Raw genomic sequence first — 25,418 nt, 5'->3', positions numbered from 1 at the left:
CCATTTGGTCCGTTATTTTCAAATGACTAAAGGAAAATAAGAAGTCCAAAATGATACAGATTTAGTTCCACTTTACTCTTGAAGTGGGCATAAAGAACCTGTTTGCGCCAACGTCTCCTCATGTCTAAACCAAGACACTAACCCTCTCACCTAGACGCCACTATCCCCCCCTTATTTTTCAAAAATTCCAATAAAATTAGAAAGCTCATGAGCTCTTGCTAAGCTTTTATAAAGGGACATTTTTAACTAAGGATACGGATGGTCATTCTACCTACAGAAAAACGTTTTGATTGGAGATACTCTCCGGTCATGCTCTTCACGATCGTTTTGCTAAACGTTGGCATTTTCTTTCTCTACCAGTCTGGCGACTCAGCCAAATTTGAATATGCCTATGAACAATACGCCAAGTTCAATCTGTTAGAAAAAGAATGGCAGGGGTATCAAAAGTATTTAGAGCAAAGTAATGAAACTGATTTGCTGGAAGCCTTTAAAGAAGAATATAACGACGGTTATGACACCGACATCATATACAGCATCATTTCAGATAAAGACTTTTATCCATTTATTCAAAGCAATGGCAACTTCCTAGTATTTGACCCCTATGATGTATCTGATAATTGGCAAAACTGGCTCCAACTAAGAGCTCAAGTCAACGAAGCCTTCAATTCACAAAGCTATCTGGCTTACGGGCTTATTCCATCAGAACTCAGCTGGTTCAAAACGATTAGCTATCAATTTCTGCATGGCGATTTCATGCATTTACTTGGCAATATGTTCTTCCTCGTTTTTTGCGGATTCGCTGTTGAAGCAGCCATTGGTGGTTGGATGTTTTTGCTGCTCTATTTGCTTTCAGGAATTGCTGGAGGCCTGTTGTATGCGGTAATGGATCTCTCAAGCGACACCTCTCTAGTTGGAGCGTCAGGCTCAATATCTGGTGTCATGGCCATGTATCTGGGTGTATTCAGGTTGCGCAAAATTGAGTTCTTTTATTGGATTTTTGTATTTGCTGGATATTTTCGAGCACCAGCCTTGCTCATCCTTCCCTTGTATATCGGCAAAGAGATAAGCGACTACTTTCTCAACCCGCATTCGAATGTCGCCTTTATGGCGCACGCGGGTGGCTTTGCTGGGGGTGGAGCATTGCTTGGTTTGATCTACTTCTTCCGACCTCAACTTGTGAATACAGAGTACGTGGAACAAAACCAAGAAATCGATCCAGAACGCGAAGCTAGAGCCAAGATTTACGAACAGATAGACCGCTTCTCATTTACGAGAGCTGTAGAAAGTATCAAACAGTACAACAAGGATTACGGGGCAAGCTTTGAGCTCAACATGCTGGCTTTTAAGTTATCTCAAGAAACGGGATTGAAAGGTCATGCTCTATTTTTCGCGACCTTAATGGATATAAAAATACGAGACGAGCGAGATCTAAGCCAGTTAGCCAATATCTGCGAGAACACACCAGACCTCATGAGCCAGCTGAATGAAGAGCAGCAATACAAGCTGGCATTAAAACTTTGTACTAACGAGCATATAAGCCTTGCTGAAGATATTTTCGAGAAGCTCAACACTCAACAAAATAGTCAACTCAACCTCGATGTTCTGGCCCGAAAGCTGTCGATTGTTTTTGGAAAGTGCAAGCAATCAGAAAAATCCCAGCACTATGCAAATATTGCTGAAACAACAATAGGCCTGGGAGGGAGTCAATAATGTCCTACTGCCATTATCACCCTCTTAGCCCTGCTAGCCATCACTGCACTCATTGCGATCAGGATTTTTGTCCTACCTGTTTAAATGAAAGCAAAACAAACAAAAATCCCACATGCATGATCTGTGAGCGAGAAACTGAAAGCCTTGGCGTTCAATCTGATGTCGTACCCTTCTGGCGGCGAATTGATCAAAGTTTCCGGTATCCTCTGAGCAAGCAAAGCCTTTCGTTTATCGTTGTTGTTTCGATGGCCATGGCAGCGGCAAGCTTTTTGTTTGTGCCACTGATGATAGGTTTATACCTATTAACTTCTGGTGTGATGTTTAAGTATTGCTTTAACTGTCTTTCCGAAACAGCCATGGGCAATATGCAAGCACCCAATGTCACATCGGCTTATGAAGGCGGTGTGCTTTTAGTATTCAAAATACTCTTCGTTCTTGTATTGCTATTAGTGGCTGTCGCAACAGCAGGTACTTTATTAGGATCAGGATTCGCTTCGTTTCTTGGATTCTTTGTCATCGTTTCAATACCGGCGATGATCATTCTCTATGCGATGACGGAGAGTCTCGCAGAAGCATTGAACCCTCTAAAAATAATTGCGCTGATTAGCAGTATTGGAATGCCTTATGGCCTTATCTTAGCATTGATGATGGTCATGCTTGGTTCTGTTGATCTGCTTAGCCAAATTATTGGCTACGAGGGCTCGTTTGTCTCAATGGCTCTTCAATCCGCGATTTCCAACTTTTATTCTGTGGTCATGTTCCACTTAATGGGATACATGATTTTTCAGTACCAAGGAAAGCTAGGTTACACGGCTGAATCGCTCACCAATGAGCCCAAAAGCATTCGCTCAGATAAAGAGAAGTGCCTAGCTCATATCAAACTTCTAACCAAAAAAGGCGAGCTAACTAAGGTAGCCCGGCTCTATGAACAAGCTTTAAAAAGCCATCCGGGCGACAAAGAACTGAACGAATCCTGCTTCCAGTTAAGTTTGGCCCGCGTACCAAAGACACCAAATCAAGCTTCACTAGTATTCGACCGCTACCTCAAGCACTTAACCCAATCGGGTCAAAACGATAAGCTCGCGATTAGCTTCAAACGTGCATCATTGGCTTGTAAACACTATTTGCCAACAGACCCTAATTTGAGATTTGAATTAGCGAGGAGCAATTTTGATAAAGGCAATTTCAAACTCACTGTAAAACTGCTCAAAGACCTGCATAAAAGTTCACCCCACTTTATTAGGCTAATCGATGCATATGAGTTATTGGTCAAAGCAATTCTAGAAGTGCCAGAGCTCGAAAATAAAGCCCCTTTGGTTGAGGAGTTTTTAAACAAGCTCAAACGTCGACGCGCTGCTGAGAATGCCAAGAAAAGCAAACCATTTGAGTCGAAAGAATTAGAAACTCCAACTCAGCTGTCTCGACAAACAAAACCTGCTATCAATCAATCTAAAGAAGAAACTGGCTTAAATAAATTGCCGCCGATTGAGTTTAACTAATGCGACTGTGAGAAAGGCCTGGGACATTGGGAGGCTTGTAGGCTTTTAGAGAAGCCTCCCTAATAAGATTTGAATTCTAGAGATAAACTAAAAATCTGCAGGAGTGGTGCAAGATACTAGCTCACAATCACTATCGAAAGGGTTTCTGAAACGGTGTTCTTTGCGTGAATCAAAGTAATAACCTTGACCGGCCTCAACAATGTAGACCTCACCATCAACCGTCAGCTCCATTTTGCCACTTAAGACATACCCAGCCTCTTCACCTTCATGCATATACATGTCTTCACCGGTATCTGCACCGGGGCTTAACTTTTCGACCATAAAAGACATTTGCCGATTAGGGAAAGCCTTACCAATAAGCTTCCAATCTAAACCAGGGCTTGAGGTATCTAAGAATTCGTCAGCGCTATACACAACTGGCGTATCAACACGCGAAGAGTCCTCAGAATCGAAGAACTCCATTAGAGACATAGGTAATCCAGAGAGTACTTTCTTCAAAGAGCTCACACTGGGGCTGACGCTGTTCTTTTCGATCATCGAGATTGTAGAATTCGTAACACCAGCACGCTTAGCTAGTTCTCGTTGCGAAATTCCCGACTTTTTACGTACTTCAGACAAGCGCTTTCCTACATCCACGTAAAACCACCTATTAATTTATGATTCAATTAGTCTTCAACTACATTTTGGCTACATCTTACCCACCATAAGGATGAAATAATAGATCTTTTACTTTGCAGCGTGTAAAAAATGCTATACATTCGTCAATTATATCAAACTAATTTGTTGTGAATATCAAACATGCTAAATCCTAGAACGCACTCCAACGAATACCCAAACTCCTACTATGCGGCGACGTCGAAATACCCGATGCGTTACCCATCACTAACGAAAAGCCTCGACACACAGGTATGCGTCATTGGCGGTGGATTTAGCGGTGTAAATACCGCTCTTGAACTTGCTGAAAGAGGGTTCAAAGTTGTATTGCTCGAAGCATATCGCATCGGATGGGGAGCTTCAGGACGCAATGGTGGACAACTCATCCAAGGTGTTGTTCATGGTATTGAGCCTTTTGCGAAAGCCCTAGGAGAAGAGGGTGTAAAGGCCATTGAAGACATGGGATTTGAGTCCGTTAATATCGTCAGAGAGCGCGTTAAAAAGTACAACATTGATTGCGATTTAAAGATGGGCTATTGCGATTTGGCGCATAAACCTCGACATGTAGAAGACTTTAAAGAGCACAAAGCGTGGCTAGATAAAATTGGTTATCCACATGAAACACGCCTGTTAGAAAAAGACGAAATGCATGAAGTGGTTGGCTCAACGACTTATATCGGTGGACTCATTGATATGGGCAGCGGACACCTTCATCCTTTAAATTTGGTGTGTGGTGAAGCGAATGCCGCACACGAGCTAGGAGTTCAAATATTTGAACAGTCTAAGGTTACCAATATTGAGTACGGCAAGCGTAACCGAATTACAACCGAAGCTGGCGAAGTGATCGCAGATAAGCTCGTAATATGCGGCAACGCACATGTCGCGGGACTCAATAAACAGCTCGAAGGTCAGGTACTTCCCGCAGGAAGTTACGTGATTGCAACGGAGCCTCTATCCGAAGAACTATGTAATAAAATTCTTCCGCAAGACATGGCTGTTTGCGATCAACGCATAGACCTAGACTATTACCGTTTAAGTGCAGACAAGCGCCTATTATTTGGCGGTCTGTGCACGTACTCGGGAAGAGATCCTAAAGACATTGTTGCAGCTTTGCGCCCTAACATGGACAAAGTATTTCCTTTCTTAAAAGACGTCGCGATTGATTATGCTTGGGGTGGAATGATCGGGATTGGCGCAAACAGATTCCCTCAGGTTGGTCGTTTAAAAGAGAACGTATACTTTGCGCAAGCGTATTCAGGTCATGGCGTCAACGTGACACACATGGCCGGCAAAGTGATTGCAGAAGCAATTAGTGGGGAATCAAACCGTATCGCATGGTTTGAGAAGATCAGTCATATTCAATTCCCAGGAGGAAGACGCTTCCGATCACCCTTATTAGCGATCGGTATGCTATATCACCGATTGAAGGATTGGCTCAGCTAATACCAATAAGAGAGCTTGGCCGCTGACCAAGCTCTTTTGCCACCTAGATCTTCATCCAAGTTGCTTTTAATTCAGTGTACTTATCAAGCGCATGCAAGGACTTATCTCGTCCATTACCACTCTGCTTAAATCCACCAAATGGTGCCGTCATATCACCACCATCGTATTGATTCACCCAAACCGAACCAGCCTCTAGCTTACGCGCGACCCGATGCGCACGGCTCAAATCAGAAGTCCATAAACCTGCAGCTAATCCGTAGATAGAATCATTAGCAATCGCCAACGCTTCTTCTTCGTCTTTAAAACGAATGACAGATAGTACTGGGCCAAAAATTTCTTCACGCGCGATCGCCATATCGTTCGTTACGTTCTCAAAAATAGCTGGCTGCACGTAATATCCATTCGGTTCGATGTCCAACTGCTCGCCACCGCAACGCAAGGTTGCCCCTTCAGCACTACCTTTTTCAACATAGCCAAGAACTTGCTTCATCTGAATATCATCAACCATTGCACCAATGGTTGTTGCTGGATTTAATGGGTTTCCTGGTTTCCACGCTTGGAAGGCTGTCTGTAATTTTTCGATGAACTCATCAGCAATATTATCTTGAACAAGTAAACGGGAACCAGCAGTACAAACCTCGCCTTGGTTAAAGCAAATCGCTGAAGCAGCAGCTTCAACAGCTTCATCTAGATCTGGCGCATCGGCAAAAACAATGTTTGCTGACTTGCCACCAGCTTCCGCCCAAACACGCTTCATATTGGTCTCGCCCGCCATAATCATCAGACGCTTCGCAACACCTGTTGAACCCGTAAATACGAGCGTATTCACATCATCATGCTTGGCTAATGCCGCACCAACAGAATGGCCAAATCCTGGTAAAATATTTAATACACCATCAGGAATACCTGCTTGTTGCGCCAAGCTTGCCAGTTTGATCGCTGTCAGTGGCGATTTTTCTGAAGGTTTCAGTACAACCGAGTTTCCCATCGCAAGCGCTGGCGCTAATTTCCACATTGCCATCAACATAGGAAAGTTCCACGGAACAATCGCCGCCACAACACCCACAGGATTACGCGTCACCATTCCAAGCTGATCGTGAGAAGTGGTGGCTAGCTCGTCGTATACTTTATCGATGGCTTCGGCTGTCCAGCGCAAGGCACGTAGGGTTCCATTAACATCTACACCAAGCGAATCACTAATCGGCTTACCCATATCTAAGGTTTCTAGCAAAGCCAGCTCTTCTTGATTTGCTTCGATCAAATCCGCAAATCTAAAAAGGATCTCTTTACGCTCGGCAGGCGATTTATCTGCCCAAACACCCGATACATAAGAAGCTCTTGCTGCAGCGACTGCACGATTTGCTTCACTTTCTCCGGAACTAGCAACCTGACATAAAACACGTCCATCAATAGGACTAATACAATCAAAGACTTCTCCGCTTTCTGCATCTTGATAACGCCCGTCAATAAACGCACGCCCCTCAATCGATACAGTCTCTGCGAATGACTGCCAATAATGTAAGTTCTGATCCGTTGTCATGTTTGCACTCCGATAAAATTCTGAAAGTGTTGCCGTATACTTTACATACGCACAATACTAGTTTTGCGCGTTTTTTCAATTATTCTTTCAATATATTGAACACCAAATCTAATTTAATGCCCACTCACACCCGCACTAATATTGGCTTTTACCCCATTATTGTAAATAAATTTCATTTAATACAAATATGCTCTTGATGTTTTATTTATTTTACATAAACTCGACTCATAGACGTTCAATATAACACACAGAGGCTTTGTAAATGTCGAACTCTGACTTTGGTAATAACGATGCATTTTGGATGCCCTTCACGGCTAATCGACAATTCAAAAAACAACCACGCATGCTCGTCTCAGCAGAAGGAATGCACTACACCTCTGATGATGGTCGTACAATTTTAGACGGTACCGCCGGCTTATGGTGTACTAACGCAGGGCACGGTCGCGAACAAATTTCGCAAGCAGTTAGTCAGCAAATTCGAAATCTAGATTTTGCGCCGACCTTCCAAATGAGTCATCCACTACCACATCAACTTGCTGATCGCTTGGTGAAGCACTCGCCAGAGAATATGGATCATGTGTTTTTTACCAACTCAGGTTCAGAGTCTGTCGATACGGCATTAAAGATCGCTTTGGCTTATCATCGCGCAAAAGGCAATCCTTCAAAAACACGTTTAATTGGCCGTGAACGCGGATATCACGGTGTCGGCTTTGGCGGTATTTCAGTTGGCGGCTTAGGTAACAATCGACGTGCTTTTGGTAGCTTGCTTACCGGCGTTGACCATCTACCTCATGCATATTTACCAGAACAGGCTTTTGCAAAAGGCCAGCCACCAGAAGGCGCCTATTTAGCTGATGCGCTTGAAGACATGGTTCTTCTTCATGGAGCAGAGAATATCGCTGCAGTTATTGTCGAGCCTTTAGTCGGTTCTGCTGGCGTTTACGTTCCGCCACAAGGCTACCTAGAAAAGCTACGCGCAATTACCTTGAAACACGATATTCTTCTTATTTTCGATGAAGTAATTAGTGGTTTCGGTCGTATCGGAACACCATTCGCGTCGACCCGATTCGGCATTACACCAGATCTAATGACGACGGCAAAAGGCCTCACAAATGGCGCGCTACCAATGGGTGCAGTATTTGCTGGTAATCACATTCATGATGCATTTATGCATGGGCCTGAAGAAGTCATCGAGCTATTCCATGGTTATACGTATTCAGGACATCCTGTTGCTGCAGCGGCCGGACTTGCAACGCTAGATATTTATGAGCAAGAAGGTTTATTTGATCGCGCTTTAGAGCTCGAAGAATATTGGCAGACGGCCGTACACAGCCTACGCCGCTATGACGAAGTCAAAGACATTCGTAACCTCGGCCTAGTTGCAGGCATTGAACTTCATAGCGGAGATAAACCTGGAAGTAAGGGCTACGAAGTCTTTACGCACTGTTTCTGGAAAGGAAATACCCTAGTGCGATGCACAGGCGATACGATTGCACTATCTCCACCACTTACTATTAATCACGAACAAATTGACCAATTAGTCGCTGCGTTAGGCGATGCAATTGAAAGCTTAAAAAACTAGGTGAATTATGGATCAACTAACACACTTTATTAATGGCGAATTCACAGCAGCGAGCGCACGTACAGCGCCTGTTTATAATCCTGCTACAGGCCAACAAACTGCAGAAGTATCACTCGCAAGCGTTGCAGAAACTGAAAACGCGATTGCAGTAGCAAAAGAAGCATTTACTTCTTGGTCTGCGGTAACGCCACTGAATCGCTCTCGAATTCTTTTCAAGTTTAAAACTATTCTTGAAGCGCGTAGAGACGAGTTAGCTGCGGCAATCACAAAAGAGCATGGCAAAGTATACGAAGACGCTTGCGGAGAAATCACCCGCGGTTTAGAAGTTGTCGAATTCGCTTGCGGTATCCCACAATTATTAAAAGGTGACTTCACTGAGCAAGTAGGTCGCGACATTGATGCTTATTCAACGAGCCAGCCTCTTGGCGTTGTGGCGGGCATTACGCCTTTTAACTTCCCTGCGATGGTACCTATGTGGATGTGGCCAATCGCCATTGCTACGGGTAACACCTTTATCTTGAAGCCTTCAGAAAAAGATCCAAGCGCAACATTTTTAGTTGCTGAGTGGTTAAAAGAAGCGGGTCTCCCTGATGGCGTGTTCAATATCGTAAACGGTGACAAAGAGTCCGTTGACGTCTTACTCACTCACACAGACATTGAAGCAGTAAGCTTTGTTGGCTCTACGCCAATTGCTGAATATATCTACTCTACCGCTTCAAAACACTGTAAGCGCATTCAAGCACTGGGCGGTGCAAAGAACCACCTAATTGTTATGCCTGATGCAGACCTAGATGGCGCTGTGAATGCGCTAATGGGCGCTGCATACGGTTCTGCTGGCGAGCGTTGTATGGCTATTTCTGTTGCCGTTGCGGTTGGTGATATTGGTGATGCACTAGTTGAGAAACTTGCTGAGAAAACACGTCAACTTAAAGTAGGTAATGGCGTAAACCATGGATTAGATATGGGGCCTCTGGTTACTAAAGAGCACTTAGCAAAAGTAAAAGGCTATGTAGATCTTGGTGTGGAAGAAGGCGCAACGCTAGTTGTTGATGGTCGCGAGCATACAGTAGAAGGTCACGAAGATGGTTACTTCATGAACGGCTGTTTATTCGACAATGTTTCTACCGACATGCGTATCTACCAAGAAGAAATTTTTGGTCCAGTACTATGTGTCGTACGCGTACCAGACTATGCGACCGCAGCCAAAATGATTAATGATCATGAGTACGGCAACGGCACATCTATCTACACGCGCTCTGGAAGCATCGCACGTAAGTTCGCGCATGACATTCAAGTCGGCATGGTAGGTGTGAATGTTCCAATCCCTGTACCAATGGCATTCCACGCATTTGGCGGTTGGAAACGTTCATTGTTTGGATCGAATCATGTTCACGGCGAAGAAGGCGTGCGTTTTTATACCAAGCGCAAAGCCGTTACCATCCGTTGGCCAGGAGACGGTTTAGCGGCAGAGTTCAATATGCCAACCATGAAGTAAGAGGCTTTTATGTCTATCAATGATATAAAGTCCCTTGATGTTTCCGATATTCAGGTAGATAGCTATCTACCTGATGCGGAAAAAATTGTGAAAGGCACGCCACATCAAAATGTATGGAATGCATTCTCGTCTCGCGATGAGAAATTCCATGCCGGCGTTTGGGACGCACAGGCCGGTGCTTGGACTGTTAGTTACGATGAAGACGAGTTCTGCTACATACTAGAGGGCGAGTCGATCATTCACGACGAATCAGGGCAAAGCAAGACAGTTAAAGCTGGCGACACTTTTACCATTCCTGCAGGATTTTCAGGTACCTGGGAGGTGCCCAAATACTGCAAAAAAATCTATGTAATCTACGAGGCGTAATCCAATATGCGTACCGAGCACACTGAATCCTATTATGCAGCAACCCGTCATGATCGCAATGATAGGCCCGCACTGAAGGACAACATTGATACAGACGTGTGCATTATCGGTGGTGGCTACACTGGCATATCTAGCGCATTACACCTCGCCGAAGCAGGCTTCAAGGTCGTCGTACTTGAAGCCGCACGCCTTGGGTTTGGAGCAAGTGGTCGCAATGGCGGCCAACTTGTAAATAGTTACAGTCGAGATATCGATGTCATTGAACGCAACTATGGCAAGACAACTGGGCATAGCTTTGGCGCTATGGCATTTGAAGGTGCCGACATTATTCGCGAGCGCGTCAAAAAATATAATATCGACTGTGACCTAAAACCCGGTGGCATATTTGCTGCGCTTAACGCAAAGCAGATGCACGAGCTAACAGAACAGAAAAAGCTATGGGAACGCTACGGCCATACCGAGCTTGAATTGTTAGATAGCAATGCAGTGCAGAAAGAAATAAATACTGATGTTTATGAAGGCGCCCTCTTAGATCACAAAGGCGGTCATATGCATCCACTTAATTTGTTACTGGGTGAAGTAGCGGCGTTCGAACAACTCGGTGGCGTTGTGTATGAAGACTCTGCCGCATTAAAAATAGAACGAACACGTCGCCCTAAAATACATACCGCTGAAGGAAGTGTGACAGCTGATTATCTTCTTGTTGCAGGCAATGCCTACATGCATGGTTTGGTACCGGAGTTGTCAGCGAAAACGATGCCTTGTGGCACGCAAATCATCACGACCGAAGTTCTCGAAGAGTCCGTCGCAAGCACTCTCATTCCCAACGGATACTGTGTCGAAGACTGCAACTACAAACTCGATTACTACCGTATCACTGGAGACAATCGATTACTGTTTGGGGGTGGAGTCACCTATGGCGGCGGCGATCCAAATTCAATCGAACATTTTCTTCGTCGACATCTTGAGCGTACTTTCCCGCAACTCAAAGGCATCAAATTTGATTATGCATGGGGGGGCGACTTCTTGTTAACGATGAGTCGTTTGCCACAGTTCGGCCGACTCAATGATTCAATCTACTATGCGCAAGGCTACAGTGGTCATGGCGTTACAACCACGCATTTAGCAGGCAAGGTCATTGCGGAAGCGCTGAAGGGCGATGCGACGCGCTTTGATACCTTTGCTAGCTTGAAACACCTTCCCTTCCCTGGTGGGCGCATCTTCCGTGTACCTTACACTGCGATCGGTGCGTTTTATTATGGTCTTCGCGATAAGCTAGGCATTTAAGCCCTAGCTTTAGTCTAACTATTTAGCGACCGCTAGTTCTTCTCTATCTTGCGCACTAAATCTCGTGTGACTTAATCTCAAAGCACGCTCTCAAATTACACACTCAATACCTATAAAACGTATTGCCTACTCTAGAGAGTAACGCGTAAGACAAACAAAAACGCTCTCGAGCACATTATGCTGGAGAGCGTTTTTATCAAAGTAAGGAAACCTTAGATATACGGGAGTAATAATTCGTGCTCTAAGGCACTAATTTGCTGCTCAAAAATGTTTACATCATCCCATTTCACTGCGCTAAACACGCGAATAAACTCAGCACCAAACCAATCGCTAATGCGTGGGTCTGATTCCATCAATCTCAAAGAGTCTCTTTGGTTATCAGCAACGCAAGGATGGTCCTGCTTATAGGCATCACCTGTGACAGGCTCAGGAGCAGTCATCTTTTCGGTAATTCCATGAAACACACCCGCTAACAACGCACTCGTTGCAAGATAAGGGTTTGCATCCGCACCAGCCATACGATGCTCGATTCGAGTCGAAGACAGGCTTCCAGAAGGAATACGCATAGCAACGGAACGATTGTCGTAACCCCACGTTTTACTTGTAGGCGCAAAGGAGCGAGAAGCTAAACGCTTAAAGCTATTCACATTAGGGCTCCACAAGGCTTGGCATGAATCTGCCATATCTAATAAGCCCGCAACTGCGTATTGTAGTAAAGGATTATCCGTTGGGGGTTCACTCGCGAACACATTTGTTCCCGACTCGTCCATCAAACTTAAGTGCATATGCAAGCCATTACCTGCCTCTTCGAGGTACGGCTTCGCCATAAATGTGGCTTGCATACCACGCTTTTTAGCAATGGAAGTAATCACGCGTTTTAAAAGAAGCGCCTGATCTGCAGCAGCCACGACATCGTCGCCATAGTTTAGATTTACTTCAAACTGGCCGGGTGCATATTCAGCGATGACCGTATCAGCAGGAATATTCTGCATATGTGCAGCACTAATTACCTCTTCAATAAAGTCGTTATGATCCGCCAAGTCTTGCATTGCATAGACTTGCGTTGAACTCATTCGATGACCGCTAGCGGGAGATTTAGGTGGCTGCAGCCCGCCATTTTCTGTTCTCTCGGTATCCAATAAATAGAACTCAAGTTCCAAGGCAATACCCACTTTGTATCCCAGTGTGCTAAAACGTTCATTCGTTTTAACGAGGATATTGCGCGGTACAACATCCATCGGCGAGCCATCATCCTCCAACATGGTACAGAGCACTTGCGCACGGCTGAGATCTTCGACCCACGGAACAATCGCTAAAGTGCCCTCAATGGGTTTACAAACATAATCTCGATCGCCTTGTGCAAGACCCAAACCCGCTTCTTCAGTTGATGCTCCTCGGCTGTTTAAACTCATCACCGAGGCAGGTAGGCAACACCCCGTTTGGTACACTTTATCAAGCAGATCAATTTCGATTCGTTTACCTCGAAGAATGCCGTTTTGATCAGGCAACAGTAATTCGATGGTTTGAACCTTAGGATAGCGGTTAAGAAAATCCCTCACTTCTTGGTTTTGCATCATGTACTCCTTAATTTAAACCGCCCATGCAGAGGTATTTAAGTTCCAAATATTCATCCATGCCGTACTGACTTCCCTCTCTCCCCATACCAGACTCTTTAACACCGCCAAATGGTGCCATGGCAGTAGAGATAACCCCTTCATTGATGCCAACCATTCCGTATTCCAATGCCTCTGAAACGCGCCACACACGCGCTATATCTTTTGAGTAGAAATATGCAGCCAAGCCATATGGCGTATTGTTGGCTTTTTCGATGACATCGGCCTCGTCTTCAAACACGCTAATAGCCGCTACAGGGCCAAAAATTTCTTGATGAACGATGTCCATGTCACTTGAGATATTGCCAAGGATAGTAGGTTGATAGAACAATCCACCTAGAGAGTGCGGCTCGCCGCCAACGACAACCTCTGCCCCTTTTTGTTTCGCATCCTGAACAAGCCCAGCTATCTTATTGAAACTGGCTTGGTTAATAAGTGGGCCTTGCACCACTCCTTCATCCAAACCATGCCCGACTTTCATTGATTTCACGGCATCACTTAAAGCCTTGACAAAACGATCATAAATACCTGATTGCACGTAAAATCTATTGGCACATACACAAGTTTGACCGGTGTTTCTATATTTAGAAGCAATCGCACCCGCCACAGCTTGTTCAATATCCGCATCATTAAACACAATAAAAGGCGCATTGCCGCCAAGTTCCATCGACACGCGTTTAACCGTATCTGCACACTGCTTCAACAGTAATTTGCCAACCGCAGTAGACCCCGTGAAAGAAAGCTTTTTGATTCGCGCGTCTTGCGAGAATACCTTACCGACATCTACCCCATGACTCGCCGTGACAACATTAAATACCCCAGCAGGAATACCTGCCTTGCCTGCAAGGTCAGCAAGCGCTAACGCACTTAAAGGAGTTGCTTCAGCAGGTTTCAGTACCATGGTGCACCCGGCAGCAAGCGCTGGAGCGGCCTTTCGGGTAATCATCGCTAAGGGAAAATTCCAAGGGGTAATGGCTGCACAAACACCAACACCTTGACGCTGCACCAACATTTTTTTATCTGGGCTGACAGCAGGAATCACATCGCCATAAACACGCTTCGCTTCTTCTGCAAACCACTCAATATACGATGCGGCGTAATTCACCTCTGCATAGGATTCACTAAGCGGTTTACCCGACTCCAAGGTCATAATTTCGGCCAGCATATCCGCAGATTGCTGAACCAACTGAAACCATTTGATCAACAAGCCATGGCGCTCAACGGAGGTTTTGCTCTGCCATGAATTTAAAGCTTGATGCGCGGCATCAACGGCTTGCGTCGCATCTTGCGCATCGCAGTCAGAAACCCTAGCAATACATTTTGCAGTACTCGGATCGACTACTTCATATGTTTTTCCACTGCGGCTGTCTTTCCAGCTACCACCAACATAACTCTGGGTGAACTGTATCGAGATCGGCATCCATCAACCTTTATCTATCAATCAAAAATGTTTATGTCGTACAGATATCTGAACAACAGAGGTGTATAATCTTTTGAACGCAGTATAAATTATTTTGAACGTCAAACAAGTATGGACAACTCGTTTTGAGAGACGATTAAAACCGTATTTGCATCTCTTAATGGCTTTTCATGGTGTAAAAAATATTTTATGCTCCGTACATTAAAGCAAACAACAGGTCATTTTATGGGTTCCTCCAGTAAAAAACCGCTCGTTGGCGTCATTAGTGATGTTAAAGTGATTTCGCCGCATCCATTCCATATCGCGGGAGACAAGTATTTACGTGCTCTCGTTGAAGCTGCTGATGTCGTACCAATCATGATCCCTGCTCTGAATGACATCATGGACATCACACATTGGACAGAGCACTTAGATGGCGTATTTCTAACAGGCGCCTACTCAATGGTTAACCCTTCTCTCTACGGTGAGTCAAAAATTGACGCCGACTTCGACTACGATGATCAACGAGATAATCTTAGTCGCGCACTCATTCAAAACATGCTTAAAGAAGACAAGCCTTTGTTCGCCGTTTGCCGTGGTTTGCAAGACATCAACGTTGCGTTAGGTGGCTCGCTTCATCAAAGCCTTCACGAAGTTGAAGGAATGAATGATCACCGCGAAGATAAAAACGCACCACTAGCTGAACAGTATGCGGATACGCACTCAGTCACGCTCAACGAAGACGGTATAATGCGCAAGATTACGGGACGAAATGATATCCTCGTGAACTCCCTGCATACCCAAGGAATTAAAGAGTTAGGACAAGGGCTTCAAGTTGAAGCAGTCGCCGAAGATGGTCTTATTGAAGCATTCAGCATTCCACAACTTACATTTGGATTAGCGCTTCAGTGGCACCCTGAGTGGCAAGTTACTCAAAACCCAATTCAACATAAATTATATGAGGCCTTTGGCGCAGCGTGTAAAACACGTCAGCAACGCTAATCGAATTACATGCAAAAAATCATCAATTGGTTAACCGAAAACAATATCACTGAAGTCGAGTGTATTACGCCAGACCAAACAGGTATTGCTCGCGGTAAAATAATGCCTACAGAAAAATTCATCGCAGAGGCAGGTATTCGCTTGCCAGAATCTGTCATGCTGCAAACAGCCACTGGCGACTACCCGGATGACGAGCTCTATTACAATCTTTTAGACCCTGCTGATATCGACATGATTCTAAAACCAGATGAATGTGCGATGTTTTCTGTTCCTTGGGCATTGGAGCCTTCGGCGCAGATCATTCACGATTGTTTCGATGGTGCAGGCAAAGAATTTCCATTATCTCCGCGTGCCATTTTGAAGAAAGTACTCGCCTTGTTTGATGAGAAAGGTTGGCAACCAATTGTTGCACCTGAGGTTGAGTTATACCTTACTAAGCGCTGCACGGATCCGGATCTTCCATTGGTTCCACCTGTTGGTCGAAGTGGTCGACAAGAGTCTGGTAGACAATCATTCAGCATTGACGCGGCGAACGAGTTCGATCCAATTATCGAAGATATCTACGACTATTGTGAATCGATGAACTTAGATATCGATACAGTTATTCATGAAGAAGGCCCTGCACAGCTTGAATTCAACTTCCGCCATGGAGACGCCTTGCACCTCGCTGATCAAGTATTTGTGTTTAAGAGAGTCGTTCGCGAAGCGGCATTGAAACACAAAATTGATGCGACGTTTATGGCGAAGCCGATTGAAGGCGAGCCAGGCAGTTCGATGCATATTCACCAATCTATTATCGATAAAAAGACTGGCAAAAACATTTTCTCAAATGAAGATGGCGATGCGTCTGAAAACTTTTATCACTATATTGGCGGCCTTCAAGAATATATCCCACAAATGATGCCGATTTTTGCGCCAAACGTGAATAGCTATCGCCGTTTCCAAAGTGGTGAAGATGGCAACGCTCCTGTAAATACTGAGTGGGCAGAAGAAAACAGAACTGTAGGGTTAAGAGTTCCTCAAGCAAATGCCGCTGCGCGCCGTGTTGAAAACCGCTTACCGGGCTCTGATACCAACCCATACCTGGCACTCGCGGGCAACTTGTTATGTGGCTACTTAGGCATGATGAAACAGATTAAGCCGAGAGACCCTGTTGTCGGGCGCCACAACGAAGTAGATGCACCTTATCTACCGTTAAATTTGGAAGCGGCACTAGAAGCGATGTCAAATTGCGATGACATCAAAACCTTCTTAGGCGAAGAGTTTGTGGATGGTTTTATTGGGACTCGCTGGGCGGAGTATGAAGGCTTTAAGCGCGTAATTAGTTCTTGGGAACGTGAATTTTTGCTATCAACGGTTTAATTATGACACAAGATCGAGTTGTTAAAGTCGCTGCAGTACAAATTGCTTGCAGTTGGGATCGCCAAGATAATTTGAATAAATTAGAAAAGATGATTCGAGCCGCGGCCGCAGACGGAGCGCAAATCATTCTACTTCAAGAATTATTTGAGTCGCCATATTTTTGTATTGAAATAAAACTAGAACATCTCGGTCTTGCAACAGCTCTGAAAGACAACCCGTCTATCAAATGGCTGCAAGCACTTTGTGCTGAACTTGCTGTTGTAATCCCATTTAGTTGGTACGAAAAAGCCGGTAATGTCTTGTTTAACTCTGTCGCAATGGTCGATGCAGATGGAGAAATTTTAGGCACGTACCGTAAAACCCATATTCCGGATAGCGATGGCTATTTAGAGAAATACTATTTTTCGCCTGGCGATACAGGCTTTAAAGTTTGGAACACACGCTACGCAAAAATTGGTGTAGGTATTTGCTGGGACCAATGGTTCCCAGAAACTGCACGAAGTATGTCTTTAGCCGGCGCTGAACTACTTTTATACCCGACTGCTATTGGCTCTGAACCTAAAGAACCTGACTTAGATTCGATGCCACATTGGCGTCGCACAATGCAAGGTCACGCTGCGGCAAACCAAGTTCCGGTGATTGCTGCAAACCGAGTCGGAAAAGAATCGGCTGAGACAAACACAAATGTCATCGATTTTTATGGTTCGTCATTTATTACAGATCATCAGGGCGAGATTCAAGTAAGTGCCGACCGCCAAAGCGAAACATTCATCACGCACAGCCTAAACTTGAGTGCGGCGCAACGTGATCGTCACGTTTGGGGCTTATATCGTGATCGACGTCCAGAGCATTATTCAGCGCTGCAGCACTTAGATGTATCTGATCAAGGCGAATAACAACACGAGATCCGCACATGGCAAAGCTCGATAGCCAAACCCCAAAACAAGATGCTTTCTATATGCCTGCTGAGTCAGGTCCTCATGAAGCAGTAGGTTTAATATGGCCCGATAATCTCGAGACTTGGCGAGCCAAGGCATTGCCGGCTCAGGCGGCATTTGTAGAAGTTGCACTGCAGATTGCTAAGACAACTCCTGTCTATGTCTACGCCAATGCCAGTAGCCTTTCGTCTGCTCGCGCACAATTACCTGAACATATTCAGGTCATTGTCATTGAGAATAACGACTCTTGGTTGCGCGACACAGGCTGTAGTTTTCTTATCAACCAAGAAGGAAAGCGCCGCGCCGTCTCATGGAAATTCAATGCCTGGGGTGGTCATTTAGCGGGAATGTATAGCGATTGGAGTAAAGATGATGCCGTCGCAAAGCAGCTCGCAAATTGCTTTGACTCTGATGTTTATCAAGCTCCTTTCATCTTAGAGGGCGGCGCGATTCACGTCGACGGACAAGGCACATGCTATACAACGGAAGAATGCCTGTTACATCCCAGCCGTAATCCAGAGCTAAGCAAAGCGCAAATTGAAGCCTACTTAAAACAATACCTAAATGTGGACGTTGTATTCTGGCTACCTTTAGGGCTCTATGCCGATGAAGACACTAACGGACACATCGATAACATACTGCATGTCGTAGCACCGGGTGAGGTAGTCTTAACGTGGTGTGACGATCCATCTGATCCTCAATATGAGATTTCACGACTAGCTGAACGTGCTCTCAACTCTCATCCTGATGCACAAGGTCGGACCATAACGATCCGTAAAATCACAATGCCCGGCCCCTTATTTATGAGTGGAGAAGAAGCGGATAGCTTCGACGCCGAGCCGCATGAATCTCGTTATGAAGGCGTGCGACTTGCAGCAAGTTATGCCAATTTTCTAATCACCAACCAACAAATCATTTTCCCGTTGTTAGATCCAAAAACAGATGCTCAAGCCGCTGAAGTTCTTCAACAGGCGTTTCCTGATTATCAGGTCACGGGAATAAAAGGTGGACGGGAAATATTATTAGGCGGCGGTAATATTCATTGCGTCACGCAACAAATCCCTAAAGCGTCCTAACAAAATCTGTTAAGCCTCCAGGGATAGTACGTTGGCTAGGTATCGAATTCATTCTGACTGAATAACACTCTCTCAGATATAGAATGATCGTAGCGCGCAGATATCGCATTAACGGCATTAATGCGTGGCAGCAAGCCTTGTCCGTTGGCCAATTGAATAGCTAGACCTGGTCGCGCATTCAACTCCATCAGCAAGGGGCCTAAGTCTTTGTCTAAGACTAGGTCGACACCCAAATAACCAAGATTCGTGATTTCATAGCAACGCGCCGACAAAGCCAGCAAGTCATCCCATCGCGGAATATTAAGCTTCGTGAGATCTTTGCCTGTATCAGGGTGAAAGGTCACTGGGTTGTCGCGCATAACTGCACGCAACGTACTGCCATTACGGATGGATAAACCAACACCAACAGCCCCTTGATGCAAGTTAGCCTTGCCGTGAGACGAGTGCGTGGACAATCTCGTCATCGCCATCACCGGATAGCCCTTGTAAACGATCACACGAATATCCGGGACGCCCTTATAGCTCATACCTTCAAAGCACGGATCAAATTGAACTAGAGATTCGACAATGGCCACATCATTTCGTCCGCCCAAGCTATAAAGACCACTTAGAATATTGGAGATATGACGATGTACATGATTACTATCAATTTCAGAGCCATCTGTACGGATGAAGTGATCGCCTCTACGATCAATAATTACCAAAATTCCTTTACCACCACTGCCCTGCGCAGGTTTGATAACGAAACCCTCGAGCCCTTTTAATGTTGGTTCCAAACTTCGTAACTCATATTGCGCGCGGAACACGGCAAGTAGGTCAGGCGTCGCAATACCAGACTTCAGACAAAGTTGTTTGGTTTTCAACTTATTGTCGACAAGGGGATACAATTGGCGAGGGTTGTTCTCTGCAATCAGCTGGACATTGCGGCGGTTCATTCCGATGATGCCGCATTGTTTTAGACGTTTAGGGCTGGCAAAACCAAACATGATCAACGATGTTCCAAAATCGATTTAAAGCGTCTTAAATCACTTAAGCGATAGCCGTTGTAATTTCCTATCGCTAAAATCGCCGCCAATACTAGTAATAAGCTTTCGGGATATAAGAAAACAAAATCTGCAACGTAGGTATTACTCATCAAAATATAGCTCACTACTGCCGTGAGCAAACTACCTAAGCCTTGAATCCCGACTTCTCTTGGACCTTCTTCTTCCCAAAGAATAGAAAGACGCTCAACCGTCCATGCGGTAATTATCATAGGGAAAAACGTCACTTTAAGCCCCCATGGGATACCAAGTTTATGACTCGCAATACCAATAGCTGCAAAAATAATAATCACAAACACAAGTACTGACGCGATTCTTGGCACCAGCAGTAAATTCAGACGGCTTAGCCAAGATCGAAGTAACAAGCCAATGCTAATCACCAAGACAAACAGCGTCAGCCCGACAATGAGCTCAGTCTGCAAAAACACCATGGCTATTAATACCGGCATAAACGTCCCGGACGTTCTGATGCCGATTAGATTTCGAAAAATAACAACAACCAAAGCGCCCAAGGGAATAATCAATAGCAACTTAAAAGTGCTTTGCTCAGAAATCGGTAAAGAATAAATTGAAAAGTCGATAAACAAGCTATCTGCGATCCCTTGACTCTCTACCGACGTGGCAAGCGCATTGCGATACTCTCTGAGCATTGAAAAACGAAGTTCCGCATTTCGACCTCCGTAAATTTCAATAAGCGGCTCATCGCCCTCTTGGAACAAAATTAGTCGGTTAGGCTGAATTACATACTCTTCTAAGGCATCGATGGTATGCCACGCGTCCTGTTCGTAAACCCTTAAAAATTGCTGAATAGGCGTGTTGCGTTTGCGATCACGCAGCATCAAGCCTTGTGCAGTTTTGCTATGTACACCCGAGTAAGCTAGTAATTTTTGCGCAAGCTCTATGCGCTTACTTAAGCGTGCGTTCTCACCTAATAGAACCAGCATGCTCGGCTCATCAGTATTCATCATATCTAACAAAGCCAGCGCTTTTCCTTTGGGTGAACGATACTGTTCAAGCGACCTTGTAATCGCATCAACCGCCTGTTTTTCACTCACGAGAAATGTTGGGAGACTGAGCTCGCTTGGTGACGGTCTCGTGTAATTATCATTATTCAAAAACCACGTAACATAACGAATCGCAGCTTCTTGCTTACCTAGATTCATTTTCCCTTCAAGCAGAACTGATTCATAACCGTTTTCTGAGTTATTCTTTTGCGACTGGAAGGGACCAAATTTTTGAGTGACTAAGGTACGACGGTAAGGGTTTTTATCTGCAGCATTGATAAACAATCGAACAGATTCTTCAGTGGCTTCAAACGAGAGCTTTATTTCGACAGACCATACTTCTTGGTCTTGATTCGTCGTGAGCGGAAACGAGAGCACTTGGTTTTTATAGGCGACCGCGCCGAGACCCAAAATAATAAGTACACTGATGACGAACGCAATTTGAAGCCGGGAGTTCATAAGAGCACCTAATCGAGCACCATATAACGTTGACTGGTATCAACGAGCACATTGCCTTCAAGAAAGCTACGACCGACCAACAAAGGGTATCTGAATTCTGAACGATCATTCAAATTCACCTCTGTCTTCATTTTAATATCGCCCATAGTGAGCGTCAGCTCGACCACGTAACGTTCATCAGATGCTCGATCATGTTGCTTGATCTTAGATTCACGCGTGATAGGTGCTTTGACTCTTACAGGCTTCGACTTTTTGAAAGGATGGATATTAAAAGAGGCCCACGTGTGCCCATCTCGCTCAAATAATTGAATATCTTCCGCATGGATCGAACTTGTCGCAGCTCCGGTATCAATACGTGCTTTAAATCGATTACGTTTTGCATTCACGGAAACCCACTCCACCTCACCAATAATTGGCAGGCTGGTGTGATGTAACGATTTAACAGGCTGTATCTGCGAAACGTCTTGCTTTGGGCTAGGGCATTCTAGCGTTTTTTCTAATACAGGCTGAGGTTTTAACTCTGGACATACCGGGCATGGTGCAGGTACTTCCTTGACCACCACTTTTTCAACAACTTTCACCTCAGGTTCAACGACCTGCTGTTTCTGCCCAATCAAAGCACAAGAAGGCAAGACAACAATGACAGCAATGATGAATAAATAACGCAGCATGGATGCTCCATACGTCTAAAAGCAATCGAATAGCTAGAGCGTAAGTGTAGTTAAAAATTTAAAAATTGAAGGTTTGTTTGAATAAGCCAGACTGAACTAGCTCATACAAGCCATAAAAATGAGGGCGCAGAGTGTAACAAATTCTTCATCACTGCGTTGAACTAAGCTAACAAAACAAACAATGCTGCATTGATATTCAGGCAAGTAAAACAAATTGTAAGAAGGTGGTGTGGGAACCATATGTTGGCCACCTAAAGGAACCATATAGTGGCCACCGAGTCCGTCAAACAACTGTATCTGGCATTTCCTAACTTCCGAACATAGACAATAACGGACCTTAAGATCTGGCATCAAAGTTTAACTCTGAACATTACCTTTGTTCGGATAGCAGACTTTTGAGGGAGGCTTGAATCATCGCTTTCCGTCCCACTAGCTCCAAACATCCTCACCAGGAAAATCAGACCAGCGCTAATACAATGCGATTCATTGCAAAGGATGAGAAAGCAAACATTTTTGCCTTGTGTTTATACGCTTATTTCATCGCTAAGCAGTTTGCCACCAACCAAGCTCCGAGCCTTCATTTTCTGTTTGGTCCCAACCGCCTCTAACAAGCTCATTTAGTATGAGGTCAGGATCTAATTGCTGAATGAACTTCGTAACTTTTAAAGCATCATCTCGTCTAATGTCGACTGCGTCGTCATCGTCTGCATTCGCATACCCTGAGACCGAGGAAATCTGTCTCCTGCCACCTTCTGAAGAAATTGCTACCTCAAAGCAAATATCTTTGCCTTCTACCACATAGCCATGCTCTTTCTCTTGTATGACTATTTTGTATTCATTCATCTTTCGTTTAATACCCTTACTAGTTTTAAATTATGTTGGGTACCCATAGATTACCCTTAGTGTGTTACGTAGCGAGACCAAAGTCTTTTGATTCCAGAACCCCGTCCAAATCCTTAGTTGCCGTTAAAGAGCGACCTTAGCTCTTATCGAAGTTTGATAGCTTCTTAGTCGAACAACATGGCGGCACCGGGTCGTGACCGCCAGGATGCATAGTATGGCACCGAGACAGCCGGTTTATTGTTAACCAAACTCCTTTAAGCGCGCCATGAGTTTTTAGAGCTTCGACGGCATATTCTGAACAAGTTGGCGTAAAACGACAACGAGGACCAATAATGGGGCTAATAAATAATTGATAAAACTTTACTAACAGGATCAATAGCGCTACTGGCAAGCGCTTAATCTTCTGAAGATAGCTAGCTAGATCCCTTTTCACTAACAAAAATCCTAACTCGCCGAAGATGAAATCACAGGGGGCTCCTTCGAACTCTTCGCTGAGTTGTATTGATGAGTTTCTTGTTTATGTTTATCCGTTGTTTGCTCATCTAGATACACAACTTTTTCTTCGCTAAGCATTAAATCTCGCATATCCGCAACATATAAATGAAAGTCTTTGATCTCGCTATTGGGAATCGATTTAAGCATAGGAATATCTGCGGTCATTGGATTAACTGGCCGACCTTTGATGTGCAACTCATAATGTAAATGAGGACCAGTAGAGCGACCTGTATTTCCAGAAAGAGCAATGACTTGACCACGTTCAACCTGCTGACCTTTCTTTACCAGTATCTTGCTAAGATGAAGAAATCGTGTCGAGTAAGGGCCAAACTCATCTATATCAATATATTTACCTGCGTAGCGATGGGAGGCAACACGGGTGACACGACCATGTCCTGTAGAAAGTATCGGCGTGCCAGTTGGCATCGCAAAATCGACCCCATTATGAGGCTTCACCCTTCCGGTAACAGGGTGGACTCGTCGAGGGTTGAAATGCGAGCTTATGCGATATTTCTTTTTTGTTGGATAACGTAAAAGTGCGGGTACTAAGCTTTCGCCCTGTGCGTTGTAGTATGAGCCATCACTGTGTAGGTAGGCGCCAAATTCTTTCCCCCTAGATAGAACGCGTGCAGCAAGCAATCGATCTTTACCGATCGTCTTTCCTTCAACAGTCTCGCGTTCCATGATGACTTGAAAGTGGTCACCAGCTCGTAGGTCTCGTCTAAAGTTGAGGGAGCTTTTGAGAAGCTGAGTAATCGTCATAACACCGTTATCGGTTAGACCTGAAGATGAGGCCGAAACATAAAAACTGCCGTCTATCTGCCCACGTGTCACCTCGGCAATTTTGTCTGTTGGAGTAAGCTCTTCTTGGTATATGAAATCATCGTTATTGTATTGATACGTAACTGTCTTACTTGGATCAACGATGCGAGACAAGGCTTCGAGTCGATTGTCTTCACGCTCGATACGAAAAATCAGTTGATCCCCTGGTTGTAAAACATCCAGCTCTAAATACGGTTCATCAGCCTCTATAATTTCATATAGCTCGTTGATAGAGAGCTGCTTTCGCTTGAATATCGCCTCTAGGGTATCGCCTTCCACTACTGTGTAACGCTGGTCTCGAAACCGTTTTTCTTGCGATTTTTGAGGGAGATGATTATTTGTTGAATCCTGTTTTTGATCGATGAGCTCAATAGGAATGATGCGTTGATTAGTGGTAGAAGCTGATGGTGATGTAGAGCTGACACTGTACCAAAGCAAGCTTATGAGACCAATAAAACCGAAAGATACTTGAATTCGACCAATGAGCAGCTTATTAAAAGTGATTCTGTTACGTCGCATTTTTTATTCATTTTTCTTAATGAGGAAACCATCCATAGCCGATATTAAACCTTAACTCCCTCTGATATGTATTTACTATCATCGCAACGAGAATCAATATAGTTACGATATAACATATCATTCTATTCTACTTAGCTCGCATAGCAACAGTAAGATATCAATCAGTAAATTCCATTACTGGCGTGGGCTGCATATTTTGATCGACCGCTACAAACTTAAACACGCCACTGATGGCCTTGGTTCTGCCATCGTGATACATACTCTCAACCCACATTTCAACCCGTACTGTTAAGCTCGTTCGCCCCACGTCTGCGACTGAAGCAATAAGTTCGACCACACTTCCAGCCGGTACAGGATGCTCAAAGTCGATTCGGTCGCTGCTAACCGTGACTAGACGTTTGCGTGAAAAGCGGGTGGCAGAAATGAATGAAGCTTCGTCCATCCATTGCATTGCTGTGCCACCAAACAACGTATCGTGATGATTTGTCGTGTCAGGAAAAACCGCTTTAGTAATACGTGTAAGGGAGAGTTCCTTACGTTTTTCGAAAATTGAATCGTTCATTATTATCCATCAACTTTTTAGGCAACTATCAGCC

The 25,418-nt window shown here is 44.6% G+C and carries 22 protein-coding genes; 11 read left to right on the top strand and 11 right to left on the bottom strand.

Annotated features, from left to right (window positions below):
* Window positions 1-258: 258 nt before the first annotated feature.
* Window positions 259-1,710: a rhomboid family intramembrane serine protease gene (locus A3738_RS17250; protein WP_068502898.1), complete on the top strand. Its 1,452-nt coding sequence runs from the start codon at window positions 259-261 to the stop codon at window positions 1,708-1,710.
* Window positions 1,710-3,209: a hypothetical protein gene (locus A3738_RS17245; protein ID WP_156502774.1), complete on the top strand. Its 1,500-nt coding sequence runs from the start codon at window positions 1,710-1,712 to the stop codon at window positions 3,207-3,209. Before A3738_RS17250 ends, A3738_RS17245 begins: the two co-directional genes overlap by 1 nt.
* Window positions 3,210-3,296: 87 nt before the next feature.
* Here the strand turns inward: A3738_RS17245 and A3738_RS17240 are convergent, their stop codons facing one another.
* Window positions 3,297-3,845: a cupin domain-containing protein gene (locus A3738_RS17240; RefSeq protein ID WP_068502905.1), complete on the bottom strand. Its 549-nt coding sequence runs from the start codon at window positions 3,843-3,845 to the stop codon at window positions 3,297-3,299.
* Window positions 3,846-4,007: 162 nt separating this feature from the next.
* Here A3738_RS17240 and A3738_RS17235 point away from each other — a divergent pair, with 162 nt between their 5' ends.
* On the top strand, window positions 4,008-5,306 hold the full coding sequence (locus A3738_RS17235) for an FAD-binding oxidoreductase (protein WP_068502910.1): 1,299 nt from the start codon (window positions 4,008-4,010) through the stop codon (window positions 5,304-5,306).
* A gap of 43 nt (window positions 5,307-5,349) precedes the next feature.
* On the opposite strand, the gene A3738_RS17230 is transcribed toward A3738_RS17235, so the two are convergent.
* Window positions 5,350-6,846, bottom strand: coding sequence for an aldehyde dehydrogenase (locus A3738_RS17230; protein ID WP_068502913.1), 1,497 nt, complete (start codon window positions 6,844-6,846; stop codon window positions 5,350-5,352).
* A 262-nt stretch (window positions 6,847-7,108) separates the two neighbouring features.
* Here A3738_RS17230 and A3738_RS17225 point away from each other — a divergent pair, with 262 nt between their 5' ends.
* From A3738_RS17225 to A3738_RS17210, 4 genes are read left to right on the top strand one after another with little or no spacing between them, the layout of a single operon-like run.
* On the top strand, window positions 7,109-8,428 hold the full coding sequence (locus tag A3738_RS17225; protein WP_068502915.1) for an aspartate aminotransferase family protein: 1,320 nt from the start codon (window positions 7,109-7,111) through the stop codon (window positions 8,426-8,428).
* A 7-nt stretch (window positions 8,429-8,435) separates the two neighbouring features.
* Window positions 8,436-9,923 carry a CoA-acylating methylmalonate-semialdehyde dehydrogenase gene (locus A3738_RS17220; RefSeq protein ID WP_068502919.1) on the top strand — a complete coding sequence of 496 codons (1,488 nt, stop codon included), beginning with the start codon at window positions 8,436-8,438 and terminating at the stop codon, window positions 9,921-9,923.
* Between the two features lie 9 nt (window positions 9,924-9,932).
* On the top strand, window positions 9,933-10,289 hold the full coding sequence (locus A3738_RS31220; RefSeq protein ID WP_068475935.1) for a cupin domain-containing protein: 357 nt from the start codon (window positions 9,933-9,935) through the stop codon (window positions 10,287-10,289).
* Window positions 10,290-10,295: 6 nt separating this feature from the next.
* Window positions 10,296-11,576 (top strand): FAD-binding oxidoreductase, encoded by a 1,281-nt coding sequence (locus tag A3738_RS17210; protein WP_068475936.1) that lies wholly within the window; start codon window positions 10,296-10,298, stop codon window positions 11,574-11,576.
* Window positions 11,577-11,788: 212 nt separating this feature from the next.
* On the opposite strand, the gene A3738_RS17205 is transcribed toward A3738_RS17210, so the two are convergent.
* Complete coding sequence (locus A3738_RS17205) at window positions 11,789-13,150, bottom strand: glutamine synthetase family protein (protein WP_068475937.1); 1,362 nt, start codon at window positions 13,148-13,150, stop codon at window positions 11,789-11,791.
* 10 nt (window positions 13,151-13,160) lie between these two features.
* On the bottom strand, window positions 13,161-14,609 hold the full coding sequence (locus A3738_RS17200; protein WP_068475938.1) for an NAD-dependent succinate-semialdehyde dehydrogenase: 1,449 nt from the start codon (window positions 14,607-14,609) through the stop codon (window positions 13,161-13,163).
* Between the two features lie 189 nt (window positions 14,610-14,798).
* On the opposite strand from A3738_RS17200, the gene A3738_RS17195 reads away from it, so the two are divergent.
* Genes A3738_RS17195 through aguA form a run of 4 tightly spaced genes read left to right on the top strand, consistent with a single transcriptional unit; the run spans window position 14,799 to window position 18,966 of the window.
* Window positions 14,799-15,590, top strand: a complete 792-nt coding sequence (locus tag A3738_RS17195; RefSeq protein ID WP_082869137.1) for a gamma-glutamyl-gamma-aminobutyrate hydrolase family protein — start codon at window positions 14,799-14,801, stop codon at window positions 15,588-15,590.
* Between the two features lie 9 nt (window positions 15,591-15,599).
* Window positions 15,600-16,952, top strand: a complete 1,353-nt coding sequence (locus tag A3738_RS17190; protein WP_068475939.1) for a glutamine synthetase family protein — start codon at window positions 15,600-15,602, stop codon at window positions 16,950-16,952.
* 2 nt (window positions 16,953-16,954) lie between these two features.
* On the top strand, window positions 16,955-17,848 hold the full coding sequence (gene aguB / locus A3738_RS17185; RefSeq protein WP_068475940.1) for an N-carbamoylputrescine amidase: 894 nt from the start codon (window positions 16,955-16,957) through the stop codon (window positions 17,846-17,848).
* 17 nt (window positions 17,849-17,865) lie between these two features.
* Window positions 17,866-18,966: an agmatine deiminase gene (gene aguA, locus A3738_RS17180; protein WP_068475941.1), complete on the top strand. Its 1,101-nt coding sequence runs from the start codon at window positions 17,866-17,868 to the stop codon at window positions 18,964-18,966.
* Window positions 18,967-19,001: 35 nt separating this feature from the next.
* On the opposite strand, the gene A3738_RS17175 is transcribed toward aguA, so the two are convergent.
* The 7 genes from A3738_RS17175 to A3738_RS17150 form a co-directional block, all read right to left on the bottom strand.
* The gene (locus A3738_RS17175) at window positions 19,002-19,952 is read right to left on the bottom strand and encodes an alpha-L-glutamate ligase-like protein (protein WP_068502922.1); all 951 of its coding nucleotides are present in this window, start codon (window positions 19,950-19,952) and stop codon (window positions 19,002-19,004) included.
* A gap of 2 nt (window positions 19,953-19,954) precedes the next feature.
* The gene (locus tag A3738_RS17170; RefSeq protein ID WP_068502925.1) at window positions 19,955-21,472 is read right to left on the bottom strand and encodes a UUP1 family membrane protein; all 1,518 of its coding nucleotides are present in this window, start codon (window positions 21,470-21,472) and stop codon (window positions 19,955-19,957) included.
* An 8-nt stretch (window positions 21,473-21,480) separates the two neighbouring features.
* On the bottom strand, window positions 21,481-22,143 hold the full coding sequence (locus A3738_RS17165; protein ID WP_082878552.1) for an ATP-dependent zinc protease: 663 nt from the start codon (window positions 22,141-22,143) through the stop codon (window positions 21,481-21,483).
* Between the two features lie 543 nt (window positions 22,144-22,686).
* Window positions 22,687-22,986 carry a hypothetical protein gene (locus tag A3738_RS17160; RefSeq protein ID WP_068478857.1) on the bottom strand — a complete coding sequence of 100 codons (300 nt, stop codon included), beginning with the start codon at window positions 22,984-22,986 and terminating at the stop codon, window positions 22,687-22,689.
* Window positions 22,987-23,122: 136 nt separating this feature from the next.
* Window positions 23,123-23,377 carry a membrane protein insertion efficiency factor YidD gene (gene yidD, locus A3738_RS29450; protein ID WP_231876684.1) on the bottom strand — a complete coding sequence of 85 codons (255 nt, stop codon included), beginning with the start codon at window positions 23,375-23,377 and terminating at the stop codon, window positions 23,123-23,125.
* A 53-nt stretch (window positions 23,378-23,430) separates the two neighbouring features.
* Entirely contained in the window at window positions 23,431-24,822 is a 1,392-nt protein-coding gene (locus A3738_RS17155) for a peptidoglycan DD-metalloendopeptidase family protein (RefSeq protein WP_068480557.1), read from the bottom strand.
* 157 nt (window positions 24,823-24,979) lie between these two features.
* Entirely contained in the window at window positions 24,980-25,384 is a 405-nt protein-coding gene (locus A3738_RS17150) for an acyl-CoA thioesterase (RefSeq protein ID WP_068480554.1), read from the bottom strand.
* Window positions 25,385-25,418 lie beyond the last annotated feature (34 nt).

It is taken from the genome of Oleiphilus sp. HI0066, assembly GCF_001635725.1.
This window is presented reverse-complemented; position numbering and strand designations above follow the sequence as displayed.

Coding starts and splice junctions, on each gene's coding strand:
- A3738_RS17250 (WP_068502898.1), top strand. CDS start 259: ATGGTCATTCTACCTACAGAAAAACGTTTTGATTGGAGATACTCTCCG.
- A3738_RS17245 (WP_156502774.1), top strand. CDS start 1,710: ATGTCCTACTGCCATTATCACCCTCTTAGCCCTGCTAGCCATCACTGC.
- A3738_RS17235 (WP_068502910.1), top strand. CDS start 4,008: ATGCTAAATCCTAGAACGCACTCCAACGAATACCCAAACTCCTACTAT.
- A3738_RS17230 (WP_068502913.1), bottom strand. CDS start 6,846: ATGACAACGGATCAGAACTTACATTATTGGCAGTCATTCGCAGAGACT.
- A3738_RS17225 (WP_068502915.1), top strand. CDS start 7,109: ATGTCGAACTCTGACTTTGGTAATAACGATGCATTTTGGATGCCCTTC.
- A3738_RS17220 (WP_068502919.1), top strand. CDS start 8,436: ATGGATCAACTAACACACTTTATTAATGGCGAATTCACAGCAGCGAGC.
- A3738_RS31220 (WP_068475935.1), top strand. CDS start 9,933: ATGTCTATCAATGATATAAAGTCCCTTGATGTTTCCGATATTCAGGTA.
- A3738_RS17210 (WP_068475936.1), top strand. CDS start 10,296: ATGCGTACCGAGCACACTGAATCCTATTATGCAGCAACCCGTCATGAT.
- A3738_RS17205 (WP_068475937.1), bottom strand. CDS start 13,150: ATGCAAAACCAAGAAGTGAGGGATTTTCTTAACCGCTATCCTAAGGTT.
- A3738_RS17200 (WP_068475938.1), bottom strand. CDS start 14,609: ATGCCGATCTCGATACAGTTCACCCAGAGTTATGTTGGTGGTAGCTGG.
- A3738_RS17195 (WP_082869137.1), top strand. CDS start 14,799: ATGCTCCGTACATTAAAGCAAACAACAGGTCATTTTATGGGTTCCTCC.
- A3738_RS17190 (WP_068475939.1), top strand. CDS start 15,600: ATGCAAAAAATCATCAATTGGTTAACCGAAAACAATATCACTGAAGTC.
- aguB (WP_068475940.1), top strand. CDS start 16,955: ATGACACAAGATCGAGTTGTTAAAGTCGCTGCAGTACAAATTGCTTGC.
- aguA (WP_068475941.1), top strand. CDS start 17,866: ATGGCAAAGCTCGATAGCCAAACCCCAAAACAAGATGCTTTCTATATG.
- A3738_RS17175 (WP_068502922.1), bottom strand. CDS start 19,952: ATGTTTGGTTTTGCCAGCCCTAAACGTCTAAAACAATGCGGCATCATC.
- A3738_RS17170 (WP_068502925.1), bottom strand. CDS start 21,472: ATGAACTCCCGGCTTCAAATTGCGTTCGTCATCAGTGTACTTATTATT.
- A3738_RS17165 (WP_082878552.1), bottom strand. CDS start 22,143: ATGCTGCGTTATTTATTCATCATTGCTGTCATTGTTGTCTTGCCTTCT.
- A3738_RS17160 (WP_068478857.1), bottom strand. CDS start 22,986: ATGAATGAATACAAAATAGTCATACAAGAGAAAGAGCATGGCTATGTG.
- A3738_RS17155 (WP_068480557.1), bottom strand. CDS start 24,822: ATGCGACGTAACAGAATCACTTTTAATAAGCTGCTCATTGGTCGAATT.
- A3738_RS17150 (WP_068480554.1), bottom strand. CDS start 25,384: ATGAACGATTCAATTTTCGAAAAACGTAAGGAACTCTCCCTTACACGT.